20 protein-coding genes are annotated in these 23,907 nt (G+C 52.1%); 7 read left to right on the top strand and 13 right to left on the bottom strand.

The features are described from left to right. Positions 1-305 precede the first annotated feature (305 nt). On the bottom strand, positions 306-1,199 hold the full coding sequence (locus tag Q0294_RS22690; RefSeq protein ID WP_299470024.1) for a FliM/FliN family flagellar motor switch protein: 894 nt from the start codon (positions 1,197-1,199) through the stop codon (positions 306-308). Between the two features lie 412 nt (positions 1,200-1,611). Here Q0294_RS22690 and Q0294_RS22685 point away from each other — a divergent pair, with 412 nt between their 5' ends. Both Q0294_RS22685 and Q0294_RS22680 read left to right on the top strand, forming a co-directional pair. Continuing rightward, entirely contained in the window at positions 1,612-2,154 is a 543-nt protein-coding gene (locus Q0294_RS22685) for a DUF3592 domain-containing protein (protein WP_299470022.1), read from the top strand. A gap of 141 nt (positions 2,155-2,295) precedes the next feature. Further along, positions 2,296-3,363, top strand: coding sequence for a hypothetical protein (locus Q0294_RS22680; RefSeq protein WP_299470020.1), 1,068 nt, complete (start codon positions 2,296-2,298; stop codon positions 3,361-3,363). On the opposite strand, the gene Q0294_RS22675 is transcribed toward Q0294_RS22680, so the two are convergent. After that, entirely contained in the window at positions 3,337-3,813 is a 477-nt protein-coding gene (locus Q0294_RS22675; protein ID WP_299470018.1) for an Rrf2 family transcriptional regulator, read from the bottom strand. The genes Q0294_RS22680 and Q0294_RS22675 overlap by 27 nt on opposite strands. A 139-nt stretch (positions 3,814-3,952) precedes the next feature. Between Q0294_RS22675 and Q0294_RS22670 the strand changes: the two genes are divergently transcribed. Beyond that, entirely contained in the window at positions 3,953-4,525 is a 573-nt protein-coding gene (locus tag Q0294_RS22670) for a protoglobin family protein (RefSeq protein ID WP_299470016.1), read from the top strand. Between the two features lie 20 nt (positions 4,526-4,545). On the opposite strand, the gene Q0294_RS22665 is transcribed toward Q0294_RS22670, so the two are convergent. The 3 genes from Q0294_RS22665 to Q0294_RS22655 all read right to left on the bottom strand — a co-directional run bounded on the left by Q0294_RS22665 (position 4,546) and on the right by Q0294_RS22655 (position 9,105). Next, complete coding sequence (locus Q0294_RS22665; RefSeq protein WP_299470014.1) at positions 4,546-5,808, bottom strand: PQQ-binding-like beta-propeller repeat protein; 1,263 nt, start codon at positions 5,806-5,808, stop codon at positions 4,546-4,548. Positions 5,809-5,854: 46 nt separating this feature from the next. Further along, complete coding sequence (aspS, locus tag Q0294_RS22660) at positions 5,855-7,618, bottom strand: aspartate--tRNA ligase (RefSeq protein ID WP_299470012.1); 1,764 nt, start codon at positions 7,616-7,618, stop codon at positions 5,855-5,857. A gap of 353 nt (positions 7,619-7,971) precedes the next feature. Then, complete coding sequence (locus Q0294_RS22655) at positions 7,972-9,105, bottom strand: PmoA family protein (RefSeq protein WP_299470010.1); 1,134 nt, start codon at positions 9,103-9,105, stop codon at positions 7,972-7,974. Between the two features lie 229 nt (positions 9,106-9,334). On the opposite strand from Q0294_RS22655, the gene Q0294_RS22650 reads away from it, so the two are divergent. Further along, positions 9,335-9,958, top strand: coding sequence for an ATP-dependent Clp protease proteolytic subunit (locus Q0294_RS22650; protein WP_299470008.1), 624 nt, complete (start codon positions 9,335-9,337; stop codon positions 9,956-9,958). Positions 9,959-10,116: 158 nt separating this feature from the next. Beyond that, positions 10,117-10,791: a hypothetical protein gene (locus Q0294_RS22645; RefSeq protein ID WP_299470006.1), complete on the top strand. Its 675-nt coding sequence runs from the start codon at positions 10,117-10,119 to the stop codon at positions 10,789-10,791. Positions 10,792-10,805: 14 nt separating this feature from the next. Here the strand turns inward: Q0294_RS22645 and Q0294_RS22640 are convergent, their stop codons facing one another. After that, a complete protein-coding gene (locus tag Q0294_RS22640; protein ID WP_299470004.1) occupies positions 10,806-11,639 on the bottom strand; it encodes a thiazole synthase in 834 nt (277 codons plus the stop codon). A gap of 5 nt (positions 11,640-11,644) precedes the next feature. After that, positions 11,645-11,845, bottom strand: coding sequence for a sulfur carrier protein ThiS (thiS, locus tag Q0294_RS22635; RefSeq protein ID WP_299470002.1), 201 nt, complete (start codon positions 11,843-11,845; stop codon positions 11,645-11,647). A 512-nt stretch (positions 11,846-12,357) separates the two neighbouring features. Here thiS and Q0294_RS22630 point away from each other — a divergent pair. Both Q0294_RS22630 and Q0294_RS22625 read left to right on the top strand, forming a co-directional pair. Beyond that, positions 12,358-13,134 carry a glycerophosphodiester phosphodiesterase gene (locus Q0294_RS22630; protein ID WP_299470000.1) on the top strand — a complete coding sequence of 259 codons (777 nt, stop codon included), beginning with the start codon at positions 12,358-12,360 and terminating at the stop codon, positions 13,132-13,134. Positions 13,135-13,245: 111 nt separating this feature from the next. Beyond that, positions 13,246-14,211, top strand: coding sequence for a PDZ domain-containing protein (locus Q0294_RS22625; protein ID WP_299469998.1), 966 nt, complete (start codon positions 13,246-13,248; stop codon positions 14,209-14,211). A gap of 12 nt (positions 14,212-14,223) precedes the next feature. Here the strand turns inward: Q0294_RS22625 and Q0294_RS22620 are convergent, their stop codons facing one another. The 6 genes from Q0294_RS22620 to Q0294_RS22595 all read right to left on the bottom strand — a co-directional run bounded on the left by Q0294_RS22620 (position 14,224) and on the right by Q0294_RS22595 (position 23,676). Beyond that, entirely contained in the window at positions 14,224-15,660 is a 1,437-nt protein-coding gene (locus tag Q0294_RS22620) for a neutral/alkaline non-lysosomal ceramidase N-terminal domain-containing protein (RefSeq protein ID WP_299469996.1), read from the bottom strand. 238 nt (positions 15,661-15,898) lie between these two features. Beyond that, positions 15,899-17,758: a glycoside hydrolase family 88 protein gene (locus Q0294_RS22615; RefSeq protein WP_299469994.1), complete on the bottom strand. Its 1,860-nt coding sequence runs from the start codon at positions 17,756-17,758 to the stop codon at positions 15,899-15,901. Between the two features lie 382 nt (positions 17,759-18,140). Next, a complete protein-coding gene (locus Q0294_RS22610; protein ID WP_299469992.1) occupies positions 18,141-19,643 on the bottom strand; it encodes a PKD domain-containing protein in 1,503 nt (500 codons plus the stop codon). A gap of 33 nt (positions 19,644-19,676) precedes the next feature. Continuing rightward, a complete protein-coding gene (gene larB, locus Q0294_RS22605) occupies positions 19,677-20,459 on the bottom strand; it encodes a nickel pincer cofactor biosynthesis protein LarB (protein ID WP_299469990.1) in 783 nt (260 codons plus the stop codon). Positions 20,460-20,585: 126 nt separating this feature from the next. Beyond that, positions 20,586-22,541, bottom strand: coding sequence for an acetate--CoA ligase (gene acs, locus Q0294_RS22600; protein ID WP_299469975.1), 1,956 nt, complete (start codon positions 22,539-22,541; stop codon positions 20,586-20,588). 403 nt (positions 22,542-22,944) lie between these two features. Next, a complete protein-coding gene (locus Q0294_RS22595) occupies positions 22,945-23,676 on the bottom strand; it encodes a phytanoyl-CoA dioxygenase family protein (protein WP_299469973.1) in 732 nt (243 codons plus the stop codon). Between the last annotated feature and the right edge of the window lie 231 nt (positions 23,677-23,907).

Genomic DNA, 23,907 nt, shown 5'->3' with positions numbered 1-23,907 from the left:
TTTAAGGTTCTTTTGCGACATCAGATATCGCAAATGCAGACTCGAAAAAAAGAATGGTGCGACGCTCACAGAAAGGAATTTGTTTTTTATCAATCAAGCCTGCTTCTATAATACGTGTTGAAGCCGCAGTAGGTTCTCATAAAAAGCCAATTTCGCCGATTTTCATCCATTTTTTTGTATCCGGAGATGGCTGAGGTGCTTCTGTCCGGTGTCGTTCGCGGCCGATCTTTGGAAGCGCTTGAAAAGCGGGCTGATACGGGAAGGGCAGCCGGAAGAAAGCCGGAGAGTACCTGCCTGGCGTCAGACTAAAATTCGATAATCTTCGTTTCGAATTCCTTTTTGAAGCCGACCCGATCAATTTTCAAACCAAAGTTTTCCCCAATCTTGACTGCCTCTCCCTGACAGTAAACCTGGTTGTTGATATACAATTCGAGCGGATCTTCACAAGGCTTGTCGAAGGTAATCAGCGAACCGGGGCAGATTGAAAGCAGTTGCTTCAATTCAATTTTCTTAGTAGCCAGTTTCACAATCGCCTGTACGGGCAGTTTACTGATGCGGTTTAACGGATTGTAAATCGAATTGGAATTAGTCGTTTGACCCATTGTTGGCGCGGAGTTAGAGGAGCTTGCAGATGAAGCGGCCGGCTGAGGAGCTGGATCTGTTTCCGCTTCCGCGGAATCTGTAACTGGCAGTTTCGTCAGTGGCCAAATTACAGGGATCACAGCACTCGGGCTCTGGCCGTCGCTTTCATCTTCAGTCTGGAATAGTTTAATTCGCAACAGGGCAGCCCAGTCAGCGGGAGCACATTGCGAGACTTCTGTCAGTAAGTTATCGACATAATACGTTTTAAATTCATCAACATCTCCTAAATCCATCGGGATCAGGTTCATTGACCATTCCAGAGATAATGTTTGCAACCGGGACGATTGCGAATCTCCGGGACTCTGATACCAGTCTGGTAAAGGAATACTTGCCGGGATGAGCCCGACCATTGCTTCCTCACCCATTCGAAACAGGGCCACCAGACCGGGACCCCGAAACGCATCCTCTAATTCCTCCGGAGACCAGACACCCGACTCCCCCATTTCCAGTCGATAATTAAAATCAAAACACTGGTTGAATGAGTCAGAAAGTGCAGGCATACTTTCGCCGGCAAGGGCGAAAATCTCTTCTACATTTTCCTGGCTAAAGCCTGACATTTCTGGTTAACAAAGCCCCGTAGTCTGATAATTTGTTCATCAAAAATGAACTGTCACAATTTTCTGGAGTGAATTCCCCATAAATCATTCAATCGACTTAATGAAATTTAGTTCTTCACTCTAAATCGGCAAACTTCGCTTATTCGGAAAAGATTGCCAGGAATTCGGAGGCAAAACGGATTCTTTAATCCTGCAGGAGGTCTTAGACGTTCTCATTAATGATTCACGGTTGTGAATCTGGTGCAGCGAAGTGCGCATTATCTTGCGTAAAATATGAGGTGAAACCATGTATGACAGGACAGAGGGAATTTGCTGCGAGGCGCGGAGGGGGATCTGTCTGGCGCCGCTGAATCGATAGAGAAAACGGAACGAGGCCTCTACTTCTCACAGTAATCAAACGGGGGGTAAAACAATGGTCAAAAATAAATTGAGGATCTTCAAAGCAGGCCGCATGTTTGTATTATGTCTCGGCGTGGTTTTCCTGAGCGTCGGTTTTCTGGTGACCTATCTCCTGGGACTGCCTCTGATTGAACAGGCGAAAGCCAGTAAAAACTGGCCGACCACGGAGGGCGTGGTGCTGAATTCAAAGGTGGTCACTCATCGCAGCAGCAACTCCAGCTCCTCGACGTATTCCGCGAAAGTGATTTATCGATATCAGGTCGAAGGTCAAAACCATGAAGGTAAAACAGTCTGGTTTGGCAGTGATCTTTCGACGTCCAATCGATCTCTGGCAGAGGAGACCGTCGGGAAATATCCGAACGATAAAAAAGTAACCGTTTATTATGACCCTCAAGATCCCGCGGCTGCGGTACTGGAACCGGGTGTATTCAAATCGACGTATTTCTATTATCTGTTCGGCTGGCTGTTCATGGGGCCGGGAATTCTCATGACGGGCATCCCGCTGTTCCGGTCGCTGTTCCGGTCGCTGTTCCGGAAATTCCGACGGGAAGCGTGAGAGCCGGATTTCGGCTGTTTTTGCCGCTTCGCAGGGTCAATCCTCTACGTTGGAAACCTGATCTTGCTGTATAAATAGATCTTTGATAAATAACCACCACCCCTCTCTCACTTCTCTCATTATTTCAATGGTTATTCCGTCATGTCTCAACCGTGCGTGCCTGTTGCGCAGCGACAGATCCTGCTGGCGATTGCGGCTTTAATCTTGTGCCCGATTGCCGCGGGTTGTGCTTCCACTCCGTATGTTTATCAGACGAATCTGGTTCCGCAGCCCGAAATGGAATTCGCCGAGGGGGAATCGCAAATCGAGCGGGGGCAGCCAAAGCCGATTCTGGATGGGATCGGCTGGGTCGTGGGGATTCCCGGAAAAATACTGCTGTGGAACCGCCGCGTCGACAATCATGATGTCTCCCCGGAAACAGAAGCCGCGATTGCCGCCTATCTGGAAAAAAACAGTCTGGATCAGGTCAAGGTACGCATCAATGAGTACGATCCGCTGGGTGAGTGGAGACGGCTGCGAAAAAATAAATCGGTAGGCTGGGGCTGGCGTTATACTGCGGGAACGTTGACGGCATTATCTTACACGTTACTGCCGGGACGCATCATTGGTGGAGACAACTACAACCCGTTTACGAACACGATCAGTCTCTATTCGGATCTCCCCGCGATTGCCCTGCATGAAGGGGGACACGCCAAGGATTTTTCCTCGCGCAAATATAAAGGCACGTACGCTGTGGCGACCTCTCTGCCTGTGTTGTCTCTCTGGCCCGAGTCGATCGCTACGAACGATGCCCTGGGGTACCTGCGTGCGGAAGAAAATTACGAACAGGAAGAGGAAGCGTACCGTGTGTTATACCCGGCTTATGCAACGTATATTGCAGGTGCCGCCTCGCCTCTGCTGCCTTTCAGTGACCTCGCGGTGACAGCCGGTGCCGTGATTCCGGGGCACATCGTCGGACGCTGGAAAGCCAATGAAGTCAAACAGGAACAACTGGCGCGTCTTTCCCGATCCGGTATTCAGCACGTCTCTGCGACGGAACTCGATGAACCTCAGTCAGAGCCGGAAACAGCCAGGCAAAACGTGGAGCAGCAAAGTCACTTTGAAGAAGATGTGTTCCGTCGCGATTTTGAGCAGCCGGAGAGTTTCCGGGAAACATCAGACAGCGTGAACCAATCAGCGGAATCACTTTTTAATGGGGACAACAGGTAAAGCCTGCAACGGAGTCAGTCGTTCGTGGGGTTCGTTGCAAAGCGGGTAACTGCTGGTTGAGGAAGACAGAATTTCAGCCAGTGTTGTATTCGCAAAAGCAGTTTCTGTTTCACGCAGGGCGTCGTCCAGCTTGCGGTGCAAAGGACATAAATTCGCGCCGTGACCTTTCAACCCGAGTGGACAGGTTTTAATCCGGCAAATCGGATCGACGGCATTCACCACTTCAAGCAGATTCAACTCTTCAGGTAACTTCACCAGCGAGATACCACCACCGATACCCCGCTGCGAATGAACCACATTCGACTGTCGCAAACTTTGCAGCACTTTGGAAAGATATGCCTGCGGGACCTTGGTGGCTTTCGCAATTTGTTCTGTTGTGCACGGGTTAGGGGACTGGTCTGCTAAATGGACAATTGCTCTAAGTGCATATTCAACAGTCTGGGAAAACATAAAAAAGTCCTTGAAAACGATAATTGGACATTGATGTCTATTATTGCGTCTGTTATTCTGCGTATCAAATTAATTCAGGATATTTTTTGAATATTCGAATCAGTTAATTATAGTCGCTCAATTGAATTAGGAACCAAAAATGAAACACATTGATGAAGAAAAACTGGAAACCGATCTGCCTTATCGATTTCAATATCTCACCGAATTTATCGGAGTCAATGAAGACGATTTACAGGCGATCCATTCAGCAGCCGGCGCCATCGCACCACTGGTTCCTGCGCTGGTTGATGCCGTTTATGACCAACTCTTCCGATATGATTGCACAAAACGCCATTTTGTGCCACGCCAACATGGTTATGAAGGCGAAATTCCTGAAAGCATTGAGACGCTCACCGTCGATCACGAAATGATTCAGTTTCGCAAACAGCATCTGGGGCGTTATCTGGAAACACTGGTCACAAAACCCTACGACGAAAAAATGGTGCAGTATCTGGACATGGTCGGCAAGATCCATACCCCCAAAGCCGGCAGTAAGGAATTGAATGTCCCGCTGGTTCAGATGAACGCGTTGATGGGATTTGTTTCGAACGCTTTAGTCAGCACGATTCTGGGCTTGAACCTGGATCGGGAAACCGAAGTCAAAACGTTAATCGCGTTCAACAAATTACTCTGGCTGCAGAACGATCTGATCACCCGCCATTATCAGGCGTAAATATTTTAGTTCATGTCGGGTTACAGCCGGAGATCGAGGCAGGCAAGGTTTCCGGCTGAATCCCGGCAATAGATGCGTCCTGCGCACAACACGGGGACCGTCCAGCATTGGTGGTCGAGCACTTTGAAGCGGGAAATTTCCTGGTACGAATCGGGAGAGGCCTGCGCGGTTACCAGCGTCCCTTCATCGGACAGAATAATCAGCTTGCCATTCGAGATCAGCAGCGACCCGCAACCAAAGCCGGCCTCGCGCCATTTGATCTTCCCGGTCTCCTGATTCAGGCACGTTAAACGGACGACGCGCCCCAGATTGGAATTGCCGTCCATTCCATAATAATGTTTTTGATAGAGCACACTGTTGTTGAAGTGATTTTTCAGATCCTGGTTCGTGTAACGAGCGGTTAATTTCTGATTTTCAAAATCGAGTAAGGCGCAGCCCTTGCGATAACCGGAAGAGATAAAGATCGTTTTCCCGTCGATGATCGGCGTGGTGGAATTCGTGTCGAACGGAGAAGGCCAGTCGAATGTCGCAACCTCTTTTCCATCGTCCTCGCGCGCCACGCTCAGGCAGTCGTTATTCAGTAATGCCAGATAGACGGTACCCTCGCTCTCAAAAGCAGCCGGCGTGCCGTACCCGGGCATGTGAGGCGTGGACTTCCAGAGTTCGTTCCCCGTTTTTTTGTCGAGCGCTACCAGACGTCCCGCTTCGATCAACAATTTCTCGCCTCGAATCAGCGGAGAACAGGTAAAACCCCATTCGGGAACTTTCATCTGATACACCTCCGGCAGGTTTTTTTGCCAGACGATGTTGCCGGTCTTGATTTCAAAACAGATCAATCTCCCGTCACGGCTGTTCGTGTAGAGAAATTCTCCGTCGATGGTCGGGGTCGCACCGGGGCCGCCCGCATTCAGATGATTGACTAACTGGGCCGGATAAGACTGTTTCCAGATCTCTTTCCCCGTCTCCGCCTCCAGGCAATATACGGTTTCGTTGCCTGCTGTGTGTCCCATGGTGTAGATACGACCGTTGGCGGATGCAATCGAACTGTAGCCTGTTCCTACTTCGCTGCGCCACAGAACTTGCGGAGGTTTGTCCGTCCAGTCGGCGCGCCAGTCGGTTTCCGGTGAAATGCCGTTGTAGTCCGGGCCCAGCCAGTGAGGCCAATAGCCGTCTTTGACCGGCTGCTGCTTGGGAGTCTCAGCAGAGACCGTCGGCGTTGTCTCACTACAGGTGGCAGCGAACAGGCCGGCAATCAACAACAGCAACAGAGTGACAGACTTCATGTGATTCTCCTTGATGGGTGTCACCCCTATTATGCACGCCCTCTGGTTATTGGGGAATGTCAACTTTGATTCGCAGGTCTCGCAACTGGTGCGGATCCACTTCAGAGGGAGCGCCGCTGAGCAGGTCGGCCGCTTTCTGTGTTTTGGGGAACGCGACGACATCGCGGATATTGTCATTCCCGCAAAGCAGCATCACCAGCCGGTCCAGTCCCAGGGCCGCTCCGGCGTGTGGTGGCGCACCGTAGCGCAACGCCTGCAACAGAAAGCCGAAGCGTTCTTCCGCTTCCTCTGCAGAGATACCCAACAGATCGAAGATCTGCTGTTGCACACGCTGATCGTGCACACGCACACTGCCGCTGGCTAATTCATAACCATTGATGACCAGGTCGTACGACTGTGCCCGAACTTTCGCAGGATCGCTTTCGAGAAACGGCAGGTCTTCTTCTACCGGCTGGCAGAACGGATGATGTTCGGCGTCCCAGCGTTTTTCTTCTTCGTTGTAGGACAGCAGAGGGAAGTTGAGCACCCAGCAGCATTTGAAATCTTTGGGGTCGTACAATTGCAGTTCTTTGCCCAGACGATTTCGCAGAGCAGACAAAGCCGCCGAAGTGACAGAACACTGGTCGGCAACAAAAAACAGCAGGTCGCCCACTTCAGCGCCCATGATGTCCATAATCTTCTGTTTGTCGGCATCGGAGAAAAACTTGGCGATCGGGGAATGCAGGCCTTCGTCGGTGACTTTGAAGAACGCCAGTCCTTTGGCACCGAAGTCACCCACAAATTCTGTGAGGCCGTCGATGTCTTTACGACTGTAGCGGTCGGCGGCACCTTTCGCATTCAGTCCCCGCACGCGTCCGCCCGATTCGATGGTTTTCTTGAAGACCGCGAAATCACAGCTGGCGGCAATCTCGCCGATGTCTATCAGCTCCAGACCGAAGCGTAAATCGGGTTTATCCGAACCGTATTTTTCCATCACATCATGATAATCATAACGCGGGAGCGGCAGGGCAACCTGTTCGTTCCGCAGGTCTTTCAGTAATGTTTCGATTAAGCCGTCGACGACAGTCAGAATGTCTTCCTGATCGACAAACGCCATTTCCAGGTCGATTTGCGTGAATTCCGGCTGGCGGTCGGCCCGCAGATCTTCATCCCGAAAGCAGCGGGCAATCTGGAAGTAGCGATCATAGCCGGAGATCATCAGGATCTGTTTGTAGATCTGTGGCGATTGAGGCAGCGCGTAAAAACAGGCTTCATGCACGCGACTGGGAACCAGATAATCGCGGGCGCCTTCGGGAGTGCTGCGACCCAGAATGGGGGTTTCAATTTCCAGAAACTGAAGTTGATCAAAATAATCGCGGGTCAATTTGGCCAAACGATGTCTTAACTTCAGCGCTTCCTGCAGACGTTCGCTGCGCAGATCGATAAAACGATAGGTCAAACGCAGTTCTTCGTTCGGCAGTTCGCTGGTTCCCGGTTCGAATGGAGGCGTTTTGCTTTTATTGAGAACTTTCAACTGATGGGCGCGGATCTCAATTTTTCCGGTCGCCAGCTTTTCATTTTCACGATCTTCCCGCAGGACCACTTCTCCTGTCACCTGGATCACGTCTTCCGCACGCAGCGAGCGTGACAGTTCGTGCATGGTGGTATCACGGTCGGGGTTGAATACGATTTGCGTAACGCCGTAGCGGTCTCTCAGGTCAATGAAAGCCAGACCTCCATGATCGCGGCCTCGGATCACCCAGCCTGCCAGAGTGACGGTTTGCCCAACATGGTCTGTTCTCAATTCGCCACAGGTATGTGTTCGTAACACCGTAATAAGTCCTTGGTTGAAAAGCTGCTTTTCTGAAATAATTTTCGTGTCTGAAGATCGCTTGAGGCCCGCAGAATGATCGGAGGAACGCTTCGAATTCCGCAGCGATCTCGGGAGCAATCGTCGCCGGTAGATCCTGACTTTCCGGCTTGAATTTTATTCATGCTGAAAGGCCGGGGGCCGCGATCAGCACCTCAGTTGATAATCAATGGTGCTGATCTTATTAGAGCGGGCGACTGCTCGCAATGAACAGGAACGCGTACAGCCCGTTCTCGCGCATTATGTGTTCCATTCTGCCCGATTATACAGACGGGAAGGCGGCCGGGGGATCTGAAAAGTGGTTGCATGTTCAGCTAATTGCGGCGACGCAAGCGACGAAACAGACCGCGTCGTTTGCCCTCCGGGCAGGTATTGCATTCATTACTGACGGCAGCTTCGGTGGCCAGGATCGGTTTAAGGGCGTCGCTCTGTTCCTCATAAGGAGCAGCGGCGACCTTCTTTTGCGGCGCGACCGGTTTTTTTGGTGCGGCTGAGACTTTATCCGTCTCAGGTTGCTGCACCGGTTTTTTCTGAGCGACATTATTTTTCGTGACGTTCAAAAACTGCTGATACGCGTCAGCGACTTTGCCCTGTTGTGTATTGCCTGAGTGAATGTAAATTCCATATTTCAGATTCAGCGTTTCACCCGCTTTGAGGTGTTTCGGGTCGGCAGGCTGTTGCTTGTTTGTGTAGGAATGATCGCCGAACGGGCTGATGGTAAACAGACCGTAATTACGCACATGATAGCGGGACTTCTTATAGTTTTGCGGAGAGTCCATCAGCGCCACTCCATAAGTTTTACCGTTCAAGGGGCCGTAGTAGTCAATCCATTCGGTGGGCTTACCCCAGGTGTCTTTGGTCCCTTTAACGCCTTTATTGTCTTCGACGGTGCCTTCTTCTTTTTCTCGCATCCCGTTCGGCAGACGAATTCCAAACAAACCTTCTTTGGTGTCTTCAAAGACAACCGGTTTTGCACCGGCGGTAAAGGTGATGTCGTACGTCAACAGGCGATTGGCGTAAATGGAAATCACCGTGTTTTCTGTCACGATCGGTTTATGATCCGCCCCCAGCCATTCGTTGGTGACTTGCATCACAGCCGGATCGCCGGACGCCTTGATAATTTTCACGCTCGAGTTTTTAATCTTCCCTTTTTCTGCCCAGAAATCGACTTCGTTGACTTCATCGACGGCGACCCAGATCCCTTTATGATGCGGGTGATCTTCCGGATCGGACAGCGAACGGGTGATGCTGGTTCCGTCAGCGGCGCGTACGGGAGAGAAAAACGGTTTGGGAAGATCGCCTCCCGTATGGTAGGTCGTGAAAGGTTTTCCATCGATGGAAACATTAACTTTCGTTCCCTGCTGTGTGATTTGAACGGAGGCATCGCTGGCAACGGCTACGCTAGACAGGCCGACAAACAGGCAGATTATGCTGAATACGATTTTCACAGTGAAAATTCCTCAAATGACATTCGATCGTGGATGGTTTGTAATTAACAATCAGTTATTGTGTGCTGAACAGCCTCTCTGCGCCAAGTCGCACAGGCAATTTCACGGACTTTTTCTCGAACTGAACCGAAACTCTGTTTGCGAAGAGGGCTTTTGTTCTGTTATCCTAAACAGCCTGGATTAAAGGTTTTTTGTTGGCCACCACAGCGAAGATTAAATAAACGAAACAATGAATAAACGACGACGGTTAAATACCACTTCATCACTGAAATCTTACCCTGAAAAAGTAACCTCTTTTCGCAGCCACTCTGCGCGAGAAAAAGAGCCTGACTGGGAAATTGCGATTTCAGGTGATCTGGGTGATAAAGAATCAGATCTCGTCTCGCGCCTGGTTGATTTGCCGCGCGGCACCCGCGGTACGATCTATTTTGATTCGCCCGGTGGCTCCGTCTATTCCGGGCTCACTCTGGCCAGTTTAATCCGGCTGCGTAAATTAAATGTGGCCGGAGTCGCATTGGGTGAATGTTCTTCCGCTGCGATTCTCCCCTTTGCCGCCTGCAAACATCGTTTTGTCACTTGTTATACGACGCTGCTGTTCCACCCGGTTCGCTGGCAAAGTGAAGACGATGTGCGCTTCGAAGAAGCCGCCGAATGGGCGCGACACTTTAAGATCATGGAAACCGATTTCGATCGGCTGCAGGCAGAATTGTTCGGCTGCGAACAGAGTTTGCTCGACAAATGGACGCGGCCCGGCCGGTTCGTTTCCGGACCGGAACTCGTCGACGCCGGTCTGGCGCAATTAATCGATCCCTTCGCAGCCGAAGACCAATGGAAGACCATCGAAGCAAGATAGCGGGCAGGGGCTGTGATAGTTTCCCTTTTTTTAAAAAGTGCTTCATTTTCCTGAATCGTTACGGTTCCATTTGCGGTCTTACTGATACGGGGCAGCATGATCATACTGCTTCGGCCCCGGTTTCTTGTGCAACCCCATTTAACTGGAAAGGTTTTTCAATGAACTATTTACCACAGATCTGTTCGACTCTGTTTGCGGTGACATTGGTGTTAAACGGAGCGGCATTGCTGAAAGCAGACGAAGAAAAATCAAAGCCGGTCACTGTTCCCAAAATTCTGAAAGTCACCCATCAGATACAGACCTCGTTTCCGCCGAATCTGGTGGTTCAGGTTCTCGGAGAAGTTCCGACCGGCGGTTATACCGACGCCAAGCTGGAGAGAGCCGTTTATGTCATGCCGCCAAAAGACGGGATTCAGGACTATTTTCTGAAAGCCGCTCCGCCAACAGGACTGGCGATCACCGTGATTTCTCAAGTCAATGCCTCAGACACTTGGAAGAAGTTTCCATCCTGGGTCAAAGGCATTCGCGTGCATGGCATTGATGACGGGATTGTTGTTGTCAAATTTGATCCGGAACCGGTCCGTCGCCGATTTGCGGGAACATCTAATGCCGGCTCCTTTGAACAGGCATTAGCGGCTGCAGTGGCCAAGCTGAATAATGCAGTCTCAGAAGGGAAAGTTGCGGATGCGACCGCCACCTGGAAGATCATCAAAACCTCGGGTCAGGTCGGCGGCATTGCCGGTCTGAATCAGATCAGCGTGACGATTGTCGCAGAACGACAGCCGCCCTGGCCGCAAAAAGCAGAGACCAGCGAGCCGAAGAAAAAGAAATAAACTCAGGAAACAACTTAGCTTTTCGGTGCGATCACGCCGGTTTCGGGGCTCGAAGCAGTCGCATACAACTTCTTCGGAATCCGGCCGGCGAGATAAGCGTCGCGTCCGGCTTCGATTGCGTTTTTCATCGCCCGCGCCATCCGCACCGGGTCTTTTGCGCCAGCAATGCCGGTGTTGAGCAGTACGCCGTCGCAGCCCAGTTCCATCGCGATGGTCACATCGCTGGCGGTTCCCACGCCGGCATCGACGATGACGGGATAATCGGGATCGTTTTCTTTCAGGTACTCCAGACAGATGCGAATGTTATTCGGGTTCAGAATGCCCTGACCACTGCCAATCGGACTGCCTGCGGGCATCACCGATGTCGCGCCGGCTTCTTTCAGACGTTTCGCGGTGATCGGATCATCGGTCGAGTAACAGAGCACGGAAAAGCCTTCGTCCACCAGTTGCTTTGTCGCTTCCAGTGTCGCGATCGGATCGGGGAGCAATGTTTTCGTGTCGCCGAGCACTTCAATCTTCACCCAGTCGGCGCCCGGATTTTCCAGACCCCGCAATATTTCGCGGCCCATGCGCGCCACGCGAACGGCGTCTTCTGCGGAAAAACAGCCGGCGGTGTTTGGCAGAATGGTGTATTTATCCAGATCGATGAAGTCGAGGATATTGCGGCCGTCCGAATCAATCAGACGCTCGCGGCGTACGGCGACGGTAATCACGTCGGCGCCACTGACTTCCAGGCTTTCCTGCATCAGTTCGTAAGTCGCATACTTTCCCGTTCCCACAATCAGGCGTGAGTTGAGATGATGCGTTCCCAGGATCAGTGAGGATTCTGTGCTGCCGATCGTTACCATAATGCTTACCCACCGCCTACCAGCGTTACAATTTCCAGACGATCCCCCTCCTGCAGTGTACAGGAGGCGTGTTCCTCGCGTGGAATTAAAATCAAATTTCGTTCAACTGCCAGATACTTTGGCTGCAGACCCAGTTGCGCCAGAAGTCCGGCGACTGTGAAATCTTCGGGGACCTGCTGGTCTTCACCGTTCACCTGAATTTGCACCAATAAAGCTCCTTCTGAAGAGTTCTGTCTCTGGCTTTATCAACGGCAGAGAGAACGCATCAAAATAGACACATTTCACCGCGGTCTCGAAAATTGTTTGCAAAAAACGAGTTTAGAAGTGATACTGCCGATCGTCAAGCAATGGCTAAAATAACAAAACACAATTGCAGCAGGAAAAACCTCGCACTTTCTGAATCAGGGACACCAGCCGCCTTTCTTAGGTTCCGGAAACAGATTTCATTGTTTCTTTACAAGTCTTTAATATGCTTCTATATAACTAATGGAGTGTCATTTTTGAATTTTGGGGTGATCGAGATCACGGGAGTGCGACAACGGAGCACGTAAACAACACCCCCAGCCCTCAATTCCAAGCTTGACAAAGCACTAAGTCAGGAACAGAAGGTCAGGAACAGAAGTTTGTCAAAGGAATCAGGATTTTTCACCGAGGACCAGAGACGATGTCGTGCATGCGTTTACCCCAGTTCGTTTTTTTTATGACAGGTTTAGCTATCGTGTCACTGACCTCCACGCTTTCTGCTGTCGAAATCATTGGCCATCGCGGCGCTTCGTATGATGCGCCCGAAAATACGCTGGCCTCGATCAATCTGGCCTGGCAGCGCAATGCGGACGCGGTCGAGATCGATATTTACCTTTCGAAAGATGGACACATCGTTGCCTATCATGACAAAACCACCAAACGAATTGGCGGCCGCAATCGGGCTGTGAAAGAACAGACTTTTGCCGAGTTGCAGACTCTGGATGTGGGCGCCTGGAAAAATGCGAAATACAAAGCCGAACGCATTCCCACGCTGACTCAGATTCTGCAGACCATTCCGGAACAGAAACGGCTGTTTATTGAAATCAAATGTGGCCCCGAAGTACTGCCGCAACTGAAAACAGAACTGGCGGCTTCCGGTAAAACCTCCGCCCAGACGGCCATCATCGGTTTTGATTATGAAACCATGCAGCAGGCCAAACAGTTAATGCCCGAACTGAAAGTCATCTGGGTCTTCAAGGTCAACCAGAATAAAATTACACGCAAATGGGAACACAACGCGGGTTACTATATTCAAAAAGCCAAAGCGGCCAACCTGGATGGTCTGGATCTCGGCTATAATCAATTCGTCACCAAAGCGTTTGTCGAACAGGCCAGAGCAGCCGGTCTGCCCGTGTATGTCTGGACGGTCAATAAGGTGGCAGACGCGAAAAAACTGGCTGAAATCGGTGTCGCCGGCATTACGACAGATCGGCCCGGTTTGCTGAATTCCGCTTTGAAACAGGAAAAATAGCGGCCTTTCCCGTATTCCTCAATCAGTCTCGTCTTGATTTAAGGCCGGCTTTGTTCGAAAATGGACTACAGTCGCCTTTTCAGACGAACTTTTTTTAGAGGTACAGGCCAAATGTCATCACGTTTGATTTTGATTGCGGGATGCGCTCTCATTGCGGTATCGATTTTTCATTCCGAAACATCGGCCGCAGAAGAAAAAGAAACAGCCAAACTTCCTCAACAGGCAATCGAATACATTCTCGACCTGGAGAGTGACGATTTTCAAAAGCGTGAAAAAGCCACCCGTGCCTTGCCCGCGTACGGTCAGCCAGTGATTGAACCACTGCTGAAAGTCACGCGCGGCGACAGTCTGGAAGCCGCCGTCCGTGCGATACTCGTCATCGAAGCCATTTATATCCAAGGCAAAGAAAACTCCATTTCTGACGCGGAAGATGCACTCGACCTGTTAACCCATGCCGCAAACCCTTCCGTTGCCATCCGGGCAGAAGAAGCCATCGATCGACATACCGACATTCGGGAGAAACGGGCCGTTCGCGAAATCAGAAAAAGGGGCGGGATAGTGAAATTGTGGACGGCAGAAGAGATTGCAAGAGCACAACTGGGAAACAGAGCCCAGCCAGGACAGGTACGCTATATTGCCCTGGGTTCAAAGTGGAACGCGAACGATCAGGAACAGGGGCTGCGCTTTATCAAACGCGTTGGTCATTTCGAGGTCCTGTATATGATCAAAGGACATCGCTTACCAGATCTGGCTCAAGAAGACCTGATGAAAGCGCTGCCCGCCACCCGTTTTCAAACGCGGGAGAGTGATGCCATGCTCGGCATTTCCGGTGGCAGTGGAACCGATCAAGGGGGATGTACTGTCGGTGATGTGTCTGAGGGACTGGCGGCCCAGAAAGCGGGCATTCAAACAAATGATTTCATTATCGAATTCGAGGGCGAAAAAGTCGAGAATTTTGAATCGCTGGTAAAACTGATTGGCAAAAAAATAGCCGGCGATACCGTCGAGGTCGAACTGATTCGAAACGGGGTGCCGCTGACGTTAAAGGTCACACTCAGCAGTTGGCTGGATAAATAAACGCCACAACGCTCAATCGTGCAGCTTTCGCAGCAGTTCCAGCGCCGTCTGGCGAATCTGTGTTTCGGCATCAATTTCCAGATAACTGCTGCGGGCGGGCCAGGTTTCATATCCGCCTAAAGCATGCTGCTCCGGTGTCGGCAGATAGCCGCTGGAGCCGTTGGCCAGCTCCATCGAAAAGGTCGCAGCAAATGGACTTTTTGCTTTAATCGCCAGACCGGTTTCCGTAAACACTTCGCAAGGCAGCCCGACAATTCCCAGGTCACCAATCCGAATCGCCTGGATTTTAATCGACTCGGTTTGGGGATACCTGCTGAGTTCCACCGCTTCGTTCGCGTAAATTTTTGACCAGCCATGCACGGTCTTCTGCTTTGGGTTCGCTAATATCGCCTGTGCCCATGCCAGCCGTTCTGCATCTGGTCGGCGGATACCCAGCTCGATTTCCCGTTCCACCATCGCCAGCTTCAAATTGTTCTTGTGATCAATTTTGTCAATGACTTTCAACGTCTGTTCGGCAAACTGTGTTCCCGATTCTTCAATCCATTCAAAGGGCGCATACTTATTTTGATTCTGTTTCATGACCCCGCCGACGTTGCCGCTCGTTCCGTTCGACAGCATGCCCACGAAGGGAGGATACGTTTTATTCTGCGAGAGTTTTTCGGAGAGATGTTTTGCATAAGCACCGAAATAGTCGGCACTGATCTGCCCTTTCTGATAACCGCCACAATAGTGAATGCTCATGTTGCCTAAAATCGCCAGCGGTGCGCCGTCGGCATGTTGTACCGAAAGAATCGAACACTGCGGATCAATGGGAGCCGCCGGTTGAATGATCTGCTGGCTGCGACCGGAAACCGATTTGATCTGCTCGCCGGCAACGCCAAACGGATTCAATGAGACGCTCCCTTTCTCCGCCAGAAACCGCCGACAGGCAGCATATTTACCCGCATCGAACGAGCCCCAGCCGAGACGCGCCGGTTTCAGATTCTTTTCTGCCTGTATGATGGCTGACGCCATCTGTTGTACCAGCGTGTTGTAATATTCATCATCGAGTTTGCTAACACGACCATAGGGAACGCGGGGTGCAGCGTGGGTGTGCGTGCTGGTCATCAGGATTCGATTCACAGGCAAACCGGTCTTCTGGAACACGATTTCCTTCACCCTGTCAAAATAGCTGCGCTCCACCATGCACAGATCATTCACACAGATCGCGATGCGCGTCTTGCCGTCATCGAGCACCAGTGCGCGAGAAAAAATCCGGTCGTGAATCCCGGTCACCGGCCCATTTTTGGAAATCACCCCATCCAGCGAGACCCCGACCGGCGGCGTAATATCTACGGCTGCAGCGCCAGCCCGCAGACCGGATTCCGCAGCTTCGGCGTCGACGTTTGATAGTTGTTGAATCAGACAACAGACCGGCAGGAGCAGCAGGCAGACAATTCGCGATGGCATGGGAGACCTCTTGAACAAAACGTCGGCTGAATGAAAAACGTGCCTTCCAGCATAACCCATCAATCAGCAGGATTTCCAGACACAACAGAAAATTTAAACCAGGATTCATCACTGAAACAAACGACAACTCAACTGCGCAGCAAATAAAAATCAAGCTGGCGTGTGCCACTGTCGGCTGGCCCGACACTGTTTCAATCTGCGTTTCAATTTCTTATAAAATGACGAGTGCCAGTGACAGTCAATCCAGTTTCTGCTGTTCCGCATTGGCACGTTCATTGAGCCACTGGGCCATTTCATTCGAAACCAGAAATGCCATCGCGCCGCCGCGGGTATCATTGCCGAGAATCGCCATGCGGTCAAAATAACCGCGCACGCTGGTCTGTTTCCCCGTTCCCGTGCAGACATCGACGAGCGTGCCATCAAAGGCCACGCGGGTTTTGATCGCGTTCCAGGCGCGTTCAATAATCGGCGCGTATTGTTTTTCATCGAGCCAGCCTTCACGGATACCGCGAATCATCGCAAACGTAATCATGCAGGTGCAGGTCATCTCACGATAACTTTCCGGGTGATCAATCACTTGATGCCACATCCCTGTCGGGTCCTGATGCTGGCTCAACGCTTCCAGATGTTGACGGTGACCGTCGATGAACTGTTGTCGCAAGGGAGAATTCAGAGGCAGCTCGGACAGGACCAGCGCCAGCCCCAGCGCGGGGAAACCATTGCCGCGTCCCCAGGCCGCATCGCTTAATGGTGAATTACGATAGACGCCATCCGGTCGCTGATCCAGTTTCTGAATGAACCGCCAGTGACGCAAAGCCATTTCGTAGTAACGGGGGTCGCCCGTCAAGCGACCGACGGCTGCGAGAATCGGGCACGACATGAAAACGGCGTCACTCATTTCGACATGATGGGGCATCGATTCCCGGAAATTTCCCTGCTCGTCAAATCCCAGATCGGCGGCCCGCTTCGCGAGCTCGATGTACTGCTGATTTCCGGTCGCTTTCGCCAGTTCGGAAAACAGTAAATGCCCGGCGATCACACTGCCGCCCCCACTGTCGCTGAGCGGGTCTGGGGTTTTCGCAAGATAGTTCTGCGTAATTTTTTCCACATGAGGCAGTCGGCTGTGGTCCCCCGTCAGTTCTCCCAGTCGAATCTGGCTGATGAGTGAAACCACAGGCAGGTAAGATAAGCGCCCCAGTTCGTTGCCATACACTTTCGAAAGTTGAGTGGCGACTTGAATCGGCGTGCGCTGCAAACGACGCATCATCTCCAGCCGGGCAGGAGAAGGGCCGTGAAACGAACTTTGTTCGATGGCTGCCAGCAGTGCGGGTAGAAAAGAGGGGGTCTTTTCTTTCGTCACTTCCAGTGCCAGCGCCGGCAGGCGACCAATCTGCGCGGGAGCTTTATACGCCAGGCTGGAAACCAGTTCCCAGCCGAAGACCGGACGAATTTGCGGCTGCAGTTGTTTGCCCAGCAAACGCGTCGAGGAAAGCGCATCGACGGGGATGATCCACTGAAACTGATCGCCCTCCCGCACATCGACGACTAAATCGGGAGCATGCATGCCAATCCAGCGCCACAAATATTCTGCTTCGGGATTCGTCGGGCTGTGGTAAGCGGGCCCCATTGGCGGATAGCCGCGCGTCGGATTACCGTGTGACGCGTTCTTCGGCCCCTGTTGCAAAACCCAGCCATCCGGGTTCGCGATCGGAACGGCAGAGAGCGAGAATTTTTCCCGTAACGGCTCTGCTTCTGGTGAACCATAAAACCAGTTGACGGCGTTGATGACCGCAGCGGCCGATGCCTCTGATCCGTCGAGACCGCCAATCAGTAGAATGCGAATTTTTCCGGTGTGGAAGTTGAGGTCCTCTTTGGAATAGACACAGGGGATCGGTGTCTCTTTACGGGTCACGCCGATGGCCGAATGCAGGAGTGCCGATTGTTTTCGCAACGGCTGCAGTCGTTTTTGAACCGCCGATTTGAAATCAACGGTCTCAACCGGCTTGTCGGCTTCCAGGGGAGCCGCAGAAAGCGTGTTGAGCAAAATGGGATTCAACAAAAAAAGAGTCAGACAGGAAATCAGCAGATGAAATTTCATGGAAGGCAGGATCCAGGCAGGGAAATAAAGGCGCAAGATAATTAAGCAGTGTTCAATGGTCACAGGCCCATTGTAAAACCGCTTCTGACCAAATGCCAGCAGAGAATGATTCAAAATATTCAGAACTTGACCCACGTCGATCTGGTGGGCACGAATGCGTTTCGTGCCGAGCGCAGCGCGCAGAATGTGTTAAGAAAACAGATGTATTGATCCTCACGCCATGAGACCCAATCGTAGGGGTGGGTCTATGTGCCCACCCGCCTGGCGGCATTCGATTTCGTATCGCGATTTCAAAGGCACCAGTGAAACCGTTTCGTACATCATTACACAAACCATATCGATAACGCGGGCAACCACACAGGGTTGCCCCTACAATTTCAACTTATGGATCAACTCGCACGTGCAAGCGTGTCGTTGCTCGAACACCATCGTCGCGGCTGCGTTCCACTTTCACCAGATAATCGCCCGGTTTCTGGTAAGTGTGTTCGGTGATCGCGTAACCGTTTTCATCGAGCGGTTTCACATTTCCGTCCGATTTCACGCTGACGGTCGGACTTCCATCACCGAAGTTCCAGACTTCGTTGCCGCTGGTGTTTCCAAACGTACGGACTTTAAATGTAATCGGTTCGCCGACTCTGTTTTTGAGCGAAGGCCAGTACGAAGCGTGGATGCGTGGCACATACTCTTCCAGGTTTTTCGGATCGAGTACGTGGACGTCGGCAAAATCGTAATCGACGTTGCCTGCTTTGTCGGTGACTTTCAGGATTTCACTATAGGCGCCCGGTTTGTTGTAAGTTCGTTTGACTTCCGCACCGGTTGCCGTCGTGCCATCGGTAAAGGTCCATTCATAACTCTGAATGCTGTTGTCGACGCTGTAAGATTGAGTTCCTTTCAGAACCGTGGAATCACCGGCTGTGAGAAAATGTTTGCGGCGGGTGTTGGCGACCAGGGGGGGATGATACTGATTGCGGTACGCTTCCCAGAGAAAGGCGTAACCGGCTTCAGTGCCCCATTTGCCCGAAGGCTGGCGGCTCTTGATTTCGAAATGCAGATGCGACCACCCGCCACTGGCCCCTTTCTTCCCAAGGGTGCCGATCTCTTCACCCTGTTTAATCAATCGGCCTGGGAGAATGCGGTCGTTGATTTTGTCGAGGTGACTATATCGGTAATACCAGCCTCGCGCATCGAGTAAGTAAACGACATCATACCGCTGCGCGACCGGCGTATCTTTACGGTGTGCATCCAGAACATCATCGCCCGACGAAACCACGATGGCATCGGTAGCCGCGATCACTTTCGTCAGTTTCTCCGCGCCGCCGATATCGAGGCCGCTGTGATAATAAATTTTGGGAAGAATTTTCGTGCCGCCGTCAACAGGCTCATTATCATACCAGGTGCGTGTCGCGAACCAGCGTTGCTCTACGGGATAAATAAAGGAGCCGGGTTTGATCAGCGGCGAGTCGGCGGGCCAGAATCGCAGGCGGGCATCCTTATCCAGCCCCCAGAAGGCGGGCGTACCGTTCGAGTTGTAACCTTTGGTAATCGAACAGTCGATCTGCACACGGCCGATTTTTTGTGGCAGATTATACATGCCCGATTCCAGTTTCACCGTTTCGCTATCGACTTCAACGGTGACGATGGCACTGCGTACCGCCTGCCGGACCGGGTCGCGGGTCTCTTGCAGGTCCCGCAGTTTGACTTTGACCTGTGCGCCGTTATGAAGTGTCACAGTGGTTTCTTCGCCGACGTTTAAATCGACGACGCGCACGATGGGCTGTAAGGCCGGTTGTTCTTCAGATCCAAGAACAGGCTGATTGATGTTCGAGCCGCAGAGCAAAGTGAGAAAAATGATACAGCACACAAAACGCAGGGGGGAGATTTTCATGGCAGGGCTCTCTTTGAATCAGCAGGCAGGATATCAGGATGTAGAACGTTTCTGGTCGGCGATCAGGCCGGCAACGAAGCCCGCTTTGAAGCCGGCATTAATATTCACGACAGTCACGTTGGCAGCACAACTGTTTAACATGCCTAGCAGCGCCGCCATGCCGCCCAGGCTCGCGCCGTAACCGACGCTGGTGGGAACTGCAATCACCGGGCAGGAGACCCAGCCTCCCACGACGGAAGGCAGTGCCCCTTCCATACCGGCGGCGACCACAATCGCGGAGACATTCTGGATGCGAGGCAGCTGTTCCTGCAGGCGATGCGGGCCTGCCACGCCGACATCAATGATGAAGTCGGGTTGGTAACCCATCCAGATCAGAGTTTCGATGGCTTCTTCAGCGACAGGACGATCACTGGTGCCTGCGGTCAGAACGGCGATTTCGCCGGCGATGAGTTCTTCGTCAATAGCGGCGTCTTTTTCCGGAATACGCACCGTACGCGCACTCTGATTGTAAATCGCCTGCGGAAATTGTTTGAGGACCGTTTCTGCCTGATCTTCCGAAATCCGGGTGCCCAGACAACGTTCTCCCGAATCCAGCAGTAACGTAAATATTTCCACCAGTGAGGCAGCCGTTTTTCCTTCGCAGTAAATCACCTCGGGATAACCGCAGCGCGAACGACGATCGAGGTCAATGTTCGCCGAGTGCAGCATCGCCGATTTGTGATGTTGCTGGTTTGTGAAATGCGAGACCGCCTGTTCCACAGAAAGCGCCCCTTGACGTACCTGCTCAAAGAGTTGAGAGAGTTGGTCATCAGACATCAGGACACCTTCAATTTACTTAATATCAACGAACAGCAGGATGGCGTACAAGCTGCCATCCTGCGAAAACGGTTATTGTGCTCATGCACAACTTTTACGGATTAATGACAAAGGGATTCGTGAAAATTATTCATCCGTTTTGCTTAAACTGGCGAGCACGCTGAAATCTTCGAGCGTGGTCGTATCGCCGACACTTTCCCGGCCGGCAGCGATGTCGCGCAACAGACGTCGCATGATTTTACCACTGCGTGTTTTGGGCAGCGCGGCGGCGAACCGGATCTGATCGGGAGTCGCGACGACACCGATCTGGGTTCGCACATGCTGTTTGAGTTCTGCCTTGAGTTCATCGGTTCCATCATCGGTGGTCAATGAGACAAAACAGCAGATGCCTTCCCCTTTGAGTTCGTGCGGGTAACCGACCACAGCGGCTTCAGCCACTTTGGGATGTGAAACCAGTGCGCTTTCCACTTCCATTGTGCTGAGACGGTGACCGGAAACGTTAATCACATCATCGATACGACCCATGATCCAGTAGTAGCCGTCCTGATCACGGCGGGCACTGTCGCCGGCCAGATAACAACCGGCAATCGTACTGAAGTAAACTTCTTTGAAACGCTCATGGTCGCCGTACAACGTTCGCAGCATGTGAGGCCACGGCTGTCGCATCACCAGCAAACCGCCCTGATTATCGCCCAGACTTTCCCCCTCGGCGTTCACAATGTCAGGCACCACGCCGGGCAGGGGAGTCGTACAACTGCCGGGCTTGGTTGCGGTCACGCCGGGCAGCGGGCTCATCATAATGCCCCCGGTTTCCGTCTGCCACCACGTATCGACAATCGGGCAGCGTTCCTGTCCGATGACCGTGTGATACCACATCCAGGCTTCCGGATTGATCGGCTCGCCTACGGTTCCCAGCAGACGCAGGCTGGAGAGATCGTATTTGTTCGGCCATTCATCGCCCCATTTGATAAACGCACGAATCGCGGTCGGAGCGGTGTAGAAAATGTTGACCTGATATTTTTCAATGATCTCCCAGAAACGACCCTCATCGGGCCAGTTCGGAGCCCCTTCATACATCACGGTGGTCGCACCGTTGGCGAGGGGGCCGTAGACGATATAACTGTGTCCGGTGATCCAGCCGATGTCGGCGGTACACCAGTAGGTATCGTCTTCTTTGAGATCGAAGACCCATTGGGAAGTCATCATCGTGCCCAGCAGATAACCGGCGGTCGAGTGTTGCACGCCCTTGGGTTTGCCGGTACTTCCGGAAGTATAAAGAATGAACAGCGGGTGTTCGCTATCGAGTTCGACGGGATCACATTCGGCGGAAACGCCATCCATCAGATCGTGCCACCAGTAATCACGGTCGGGCACCATGTCGACTTCGCAACCGGTGCGACGGTAGACGACGACCTTTTCCACACTGGGCGATTTTTCCAGACTGTGATCGACGGCTTCCTTCAGCGGAATATTCTTGCCACGGCGCCAGCCACCGTCGGAGGTAATGACCAGTTTGGCCTGGGCATCGTTGTTGCGGTCGGCGATGGCGTCGGCACTGAATCCACCAAAGATGATGGAGTGCGTCGCCCCGATGCGCGAGCAGGCGAGCATGGCAATCGCCAGTTCCGGTACCATCGGCATGTAGAGTGTCACGCGATCTCCGGTTTCGATGCCCAGTTTTTTCAGGCAGTTCGCAAACTTGCAGACTTCGCGATGCAGATCCTGATAACGCAGCACGCGCGTGTCGCCGGGCTCGCCTTCCCAGATGATGGCGGCTTTGTTTTTGCGCCAGCTATCCAGGTGACGGTCGATGCAGTTGACCGAAGCGTTAATTTTGCCGCCCGTGAACCATTTTGTTTCGGGCATTTCTCCTTCCAGCACATTCTCGTAGGGTTGAGCCCATTCCAGCCCTTGGGCCAGATCGTCCCAGAAACCGACCGGATCTTCCTTTGCCCGATTCCACATCTCCTGATATTGCTCTTTGCTGGAAATATTGGCCTGTTCCACGAACTCGGCTGGCGGCGGAAATGAGCGAGTTTCCTGAAGAACACTTTCAATGTTTTCGTTAGCCTGGTCACTCATCGTTGTCATTCCCCTTTAGTTTTATTTGGCGAGCGAAATAAGAACCGAAAAATGTGGATCAACGACCTGATCGCTCAGGCGCGAAGATTCGATTCTCTCCCTGTTTCTTTCTGTTGAGTTATTAAACAATGCTAAGTTAGCGATTTTAGGGCACTATTTTTTCGAAGTCAACAAACGGACGAACAGACCCTGACGGAACCCGTAAGACACGTGTATTCAACTTATCTAAGCGTCACAAGGCGGAAAATCAAGCAGAACGGGGTACGCAAGTCACTTTAAATCGCGGGAAAGTAAGTTCCGTTCCCGAATTCTTCGCGAATCGGTCTGTTTTCTCGCTTTCCACAGCGCATTCAGGCGTGAACACTTGAACGAGCCCGGTTTGTGAGTTGAAGTGTGCGCGGGGTCAACTCGGACTCGATTCCATCAGAGCCCGCGCCCGGTGATACGCGTCTTTCATCTCCGGAGAGTCCTCGGTATGTGCGCCTCGAAAGACCAGCAGCAACCCCAGCCGCGGATGGTCGCTGATATTCGGTGCGCTGAAGTGAATCGTCTGGCAGTGATGAATCAGAATATCGCCTTGCTTTAACAGCGCGGCTGACGCGCTCTCTTCATCGACCGCTTCCGCCAGTCCGAACGAATTCCCTTTCACGCCGGACGGCGTATGCTCCCGCAAACCGCGCAGATGAGAACCACTCAGATAATGTACGGGACCATTTTCCGGGGTGACATCATCCATGGCGACCCACACGGTTAATACATCGGGGGGTTCCTGGCAGAAATACGCGTTGTCCTGATGCGGGGGAACTCCCGAGCCCACCTTGGCCGGTTTATTGAAAGTTTCCACCCCCAGACAGAGGGGCGTGCCATTCACCAGTTCGGCGATGAGCGTCTGTAACCGTTCGTCCTGATGAAGCTCTGCGAAGAAGGGGTCGTGGGTGTGCATCCGCCAGCAGTTGCGAATCGCCTGACCATCGGCTTCATACACCACATCACTTTCGGGCAGGCCGGGAACCACTTCCCGATTGTAGCGTTCCAGAGCGGCTCTGATTTGCGCAAGTTTTTCGGATGAATAGAATTTCGGTAGATGCACAAAGCCCTGTTCTCGGTATTCCCGAACGACGTCTTCCTGTTTCATGGCAGCCCCTTTTCACTTCTTTGAGTGGAATTTGACAGGCGCTGGTTTTATGCCCGCCTGTTAAGCGATTGCTAACGGCAGAGATTTTCCTCTCTTCTCCACAAGATCTCAAGTCGATTCGCATATTTTTCTGATCCCGGGAAATCCAGTTTCTGTTTTTTCATCGTTTTGATTGACTGACGAATGAGGCTCAGATCGAGCAATGACAATCGCCGGATCTTCACAAAGGGG

The organism is uncultured Gimesia sp. (assembly GCF_937919775.1).
In the GTDB taxonomy this organism is placed as follows: domain Bacteria; phylum Planctomycetota; class Planctomycetia; order Planctomycetales; family Planctomycetaceae; genus Gimesia.
Note: the sequence above shows the minus strand (reverse complement) of the source record. Positions and strands in the feature narration are given on the sequence as shown.

What these genes read in the sequence shown, in the direction of transcription:
- Q0294_RS22690 (WP_299470024.1), bottom strand. Translation starts at nt 1,199, where the DNA reads ATGTCAGGCTTTAGCCAGGAAAATGTAGAAGAGATTTTCGCCCTTGCC.
- Q0294_RS22685 (WP_299470022.1), top strand. Translation starts at nt 1,612, where the DNA reads ATGGTCAAAAATAAATTGAGGATCTTCAAAGCAGGCCGCATGTTTGTA.
- Q0294_RS22680 (WP_299470020.1), top strand. Translation starts at nt 2,296, where the DNA reads ATGTCTCAACCGTGCGTGCCTGTTGCGCAGCGACAGATCCTGCTGGCG.
- Q0294_RS22675 (WP_299470018.1), bottom strand. Translation starts at nt 3,813, where the DNA reads ATGTTTTCCCAGACTGTTGAATATGCACTTAGAGCAATTGTCCATTTA.
- Q0294_RS22670 (WP_299470016.1), top strand. Translation starts at nt 3,953, where the DNA reads ATGAAACACATTGATGAAGAAAAACTGGAAACCGATCTGCCTTATCGA.
- Q0294_RS22665 (WP_299470014.1), bottom strand. Translation starts at nt 5,808, where the DNA reads ATGAAGTCTGTCACTCTGTTGCTGTTGTTGATTGCCGGCCTGTTCGCT.
- Q0294_RS22650 (WP_299470008.1), top strand. Translation starts at nt 9,335, where the DNA reads ATGAATAAACGACGACGGTTAAATACCACTTCATCACTGAAATCTTAC.
- Q0294_RS22645 (WP_299470006.1), top strand. Translation starts at nt 10,117, where the DNA reads ATGAACTATTTACCACAGATCTGTTCGACTCTGTTTGCGGTGACATTG.
- Q0294_RS22640 (WP_299470004.1), bottom strand. Translation starts at nt 11,639, where the DNA reads ATGGTAACGATCGGCAGCACAGAATCCTCACTGATCCTGGGAACGCAT.
- Q0294_RS22625 (WP_299469998.1), top strand. Translation starts at nt 13,246, where the DNA reads ATGTCATCACGTTTGATTTTGATTGCGGGATGCGCTCTCATTGCGGTA.
- Q0294_RS22620 (WP_299469996.1), bottom strand. Translation starts at nt 15,660, where the DNA reads ATGCCATCGCGAATTGTCTGCCTGCTGCTCCTGCCGGTCTGTTGTCTG.
- Q0294_RS22615 (WP_299469994.1), bottom strand. Translation starts at nt 17,758, where the DNA reads ATGAAATTTCATCTGCTGATTTCCTGTCTGACTCTTTTTTTGTTGAAT.
- Q0294_RS22610 (WP_299469992.1), bottom strand. Translation starts at nt 19,643, where the DNA reads ATGAAAATCTCCCCCCTGCGTTTTGTGTGCTGTATCATTTTTCTCACT.
- larB (WP_299469990.1), bottom strand. Translation starts at nt 20,459, where the DNA reads ATGTCTGATGACCAACTCTCTCAACTCTTTGAGCAGGTACGTCAAGGG.
- acs (WP_299469975.1), bottom strand. Translation starts at nt 22,541, where the DNA reads ATGAGTGACCAGGCTAACGAAAACATTGAAAGTGTTCTTCAGGAAACT.
- Q0294_RS22595 (WP_299469973.1), bottom strand. Translation starts at nt 23,676, where the DNA reads ATGAAACAGGAAGACGTCGTTCGGGAATACCGAGAACAGGGCTTTGTG.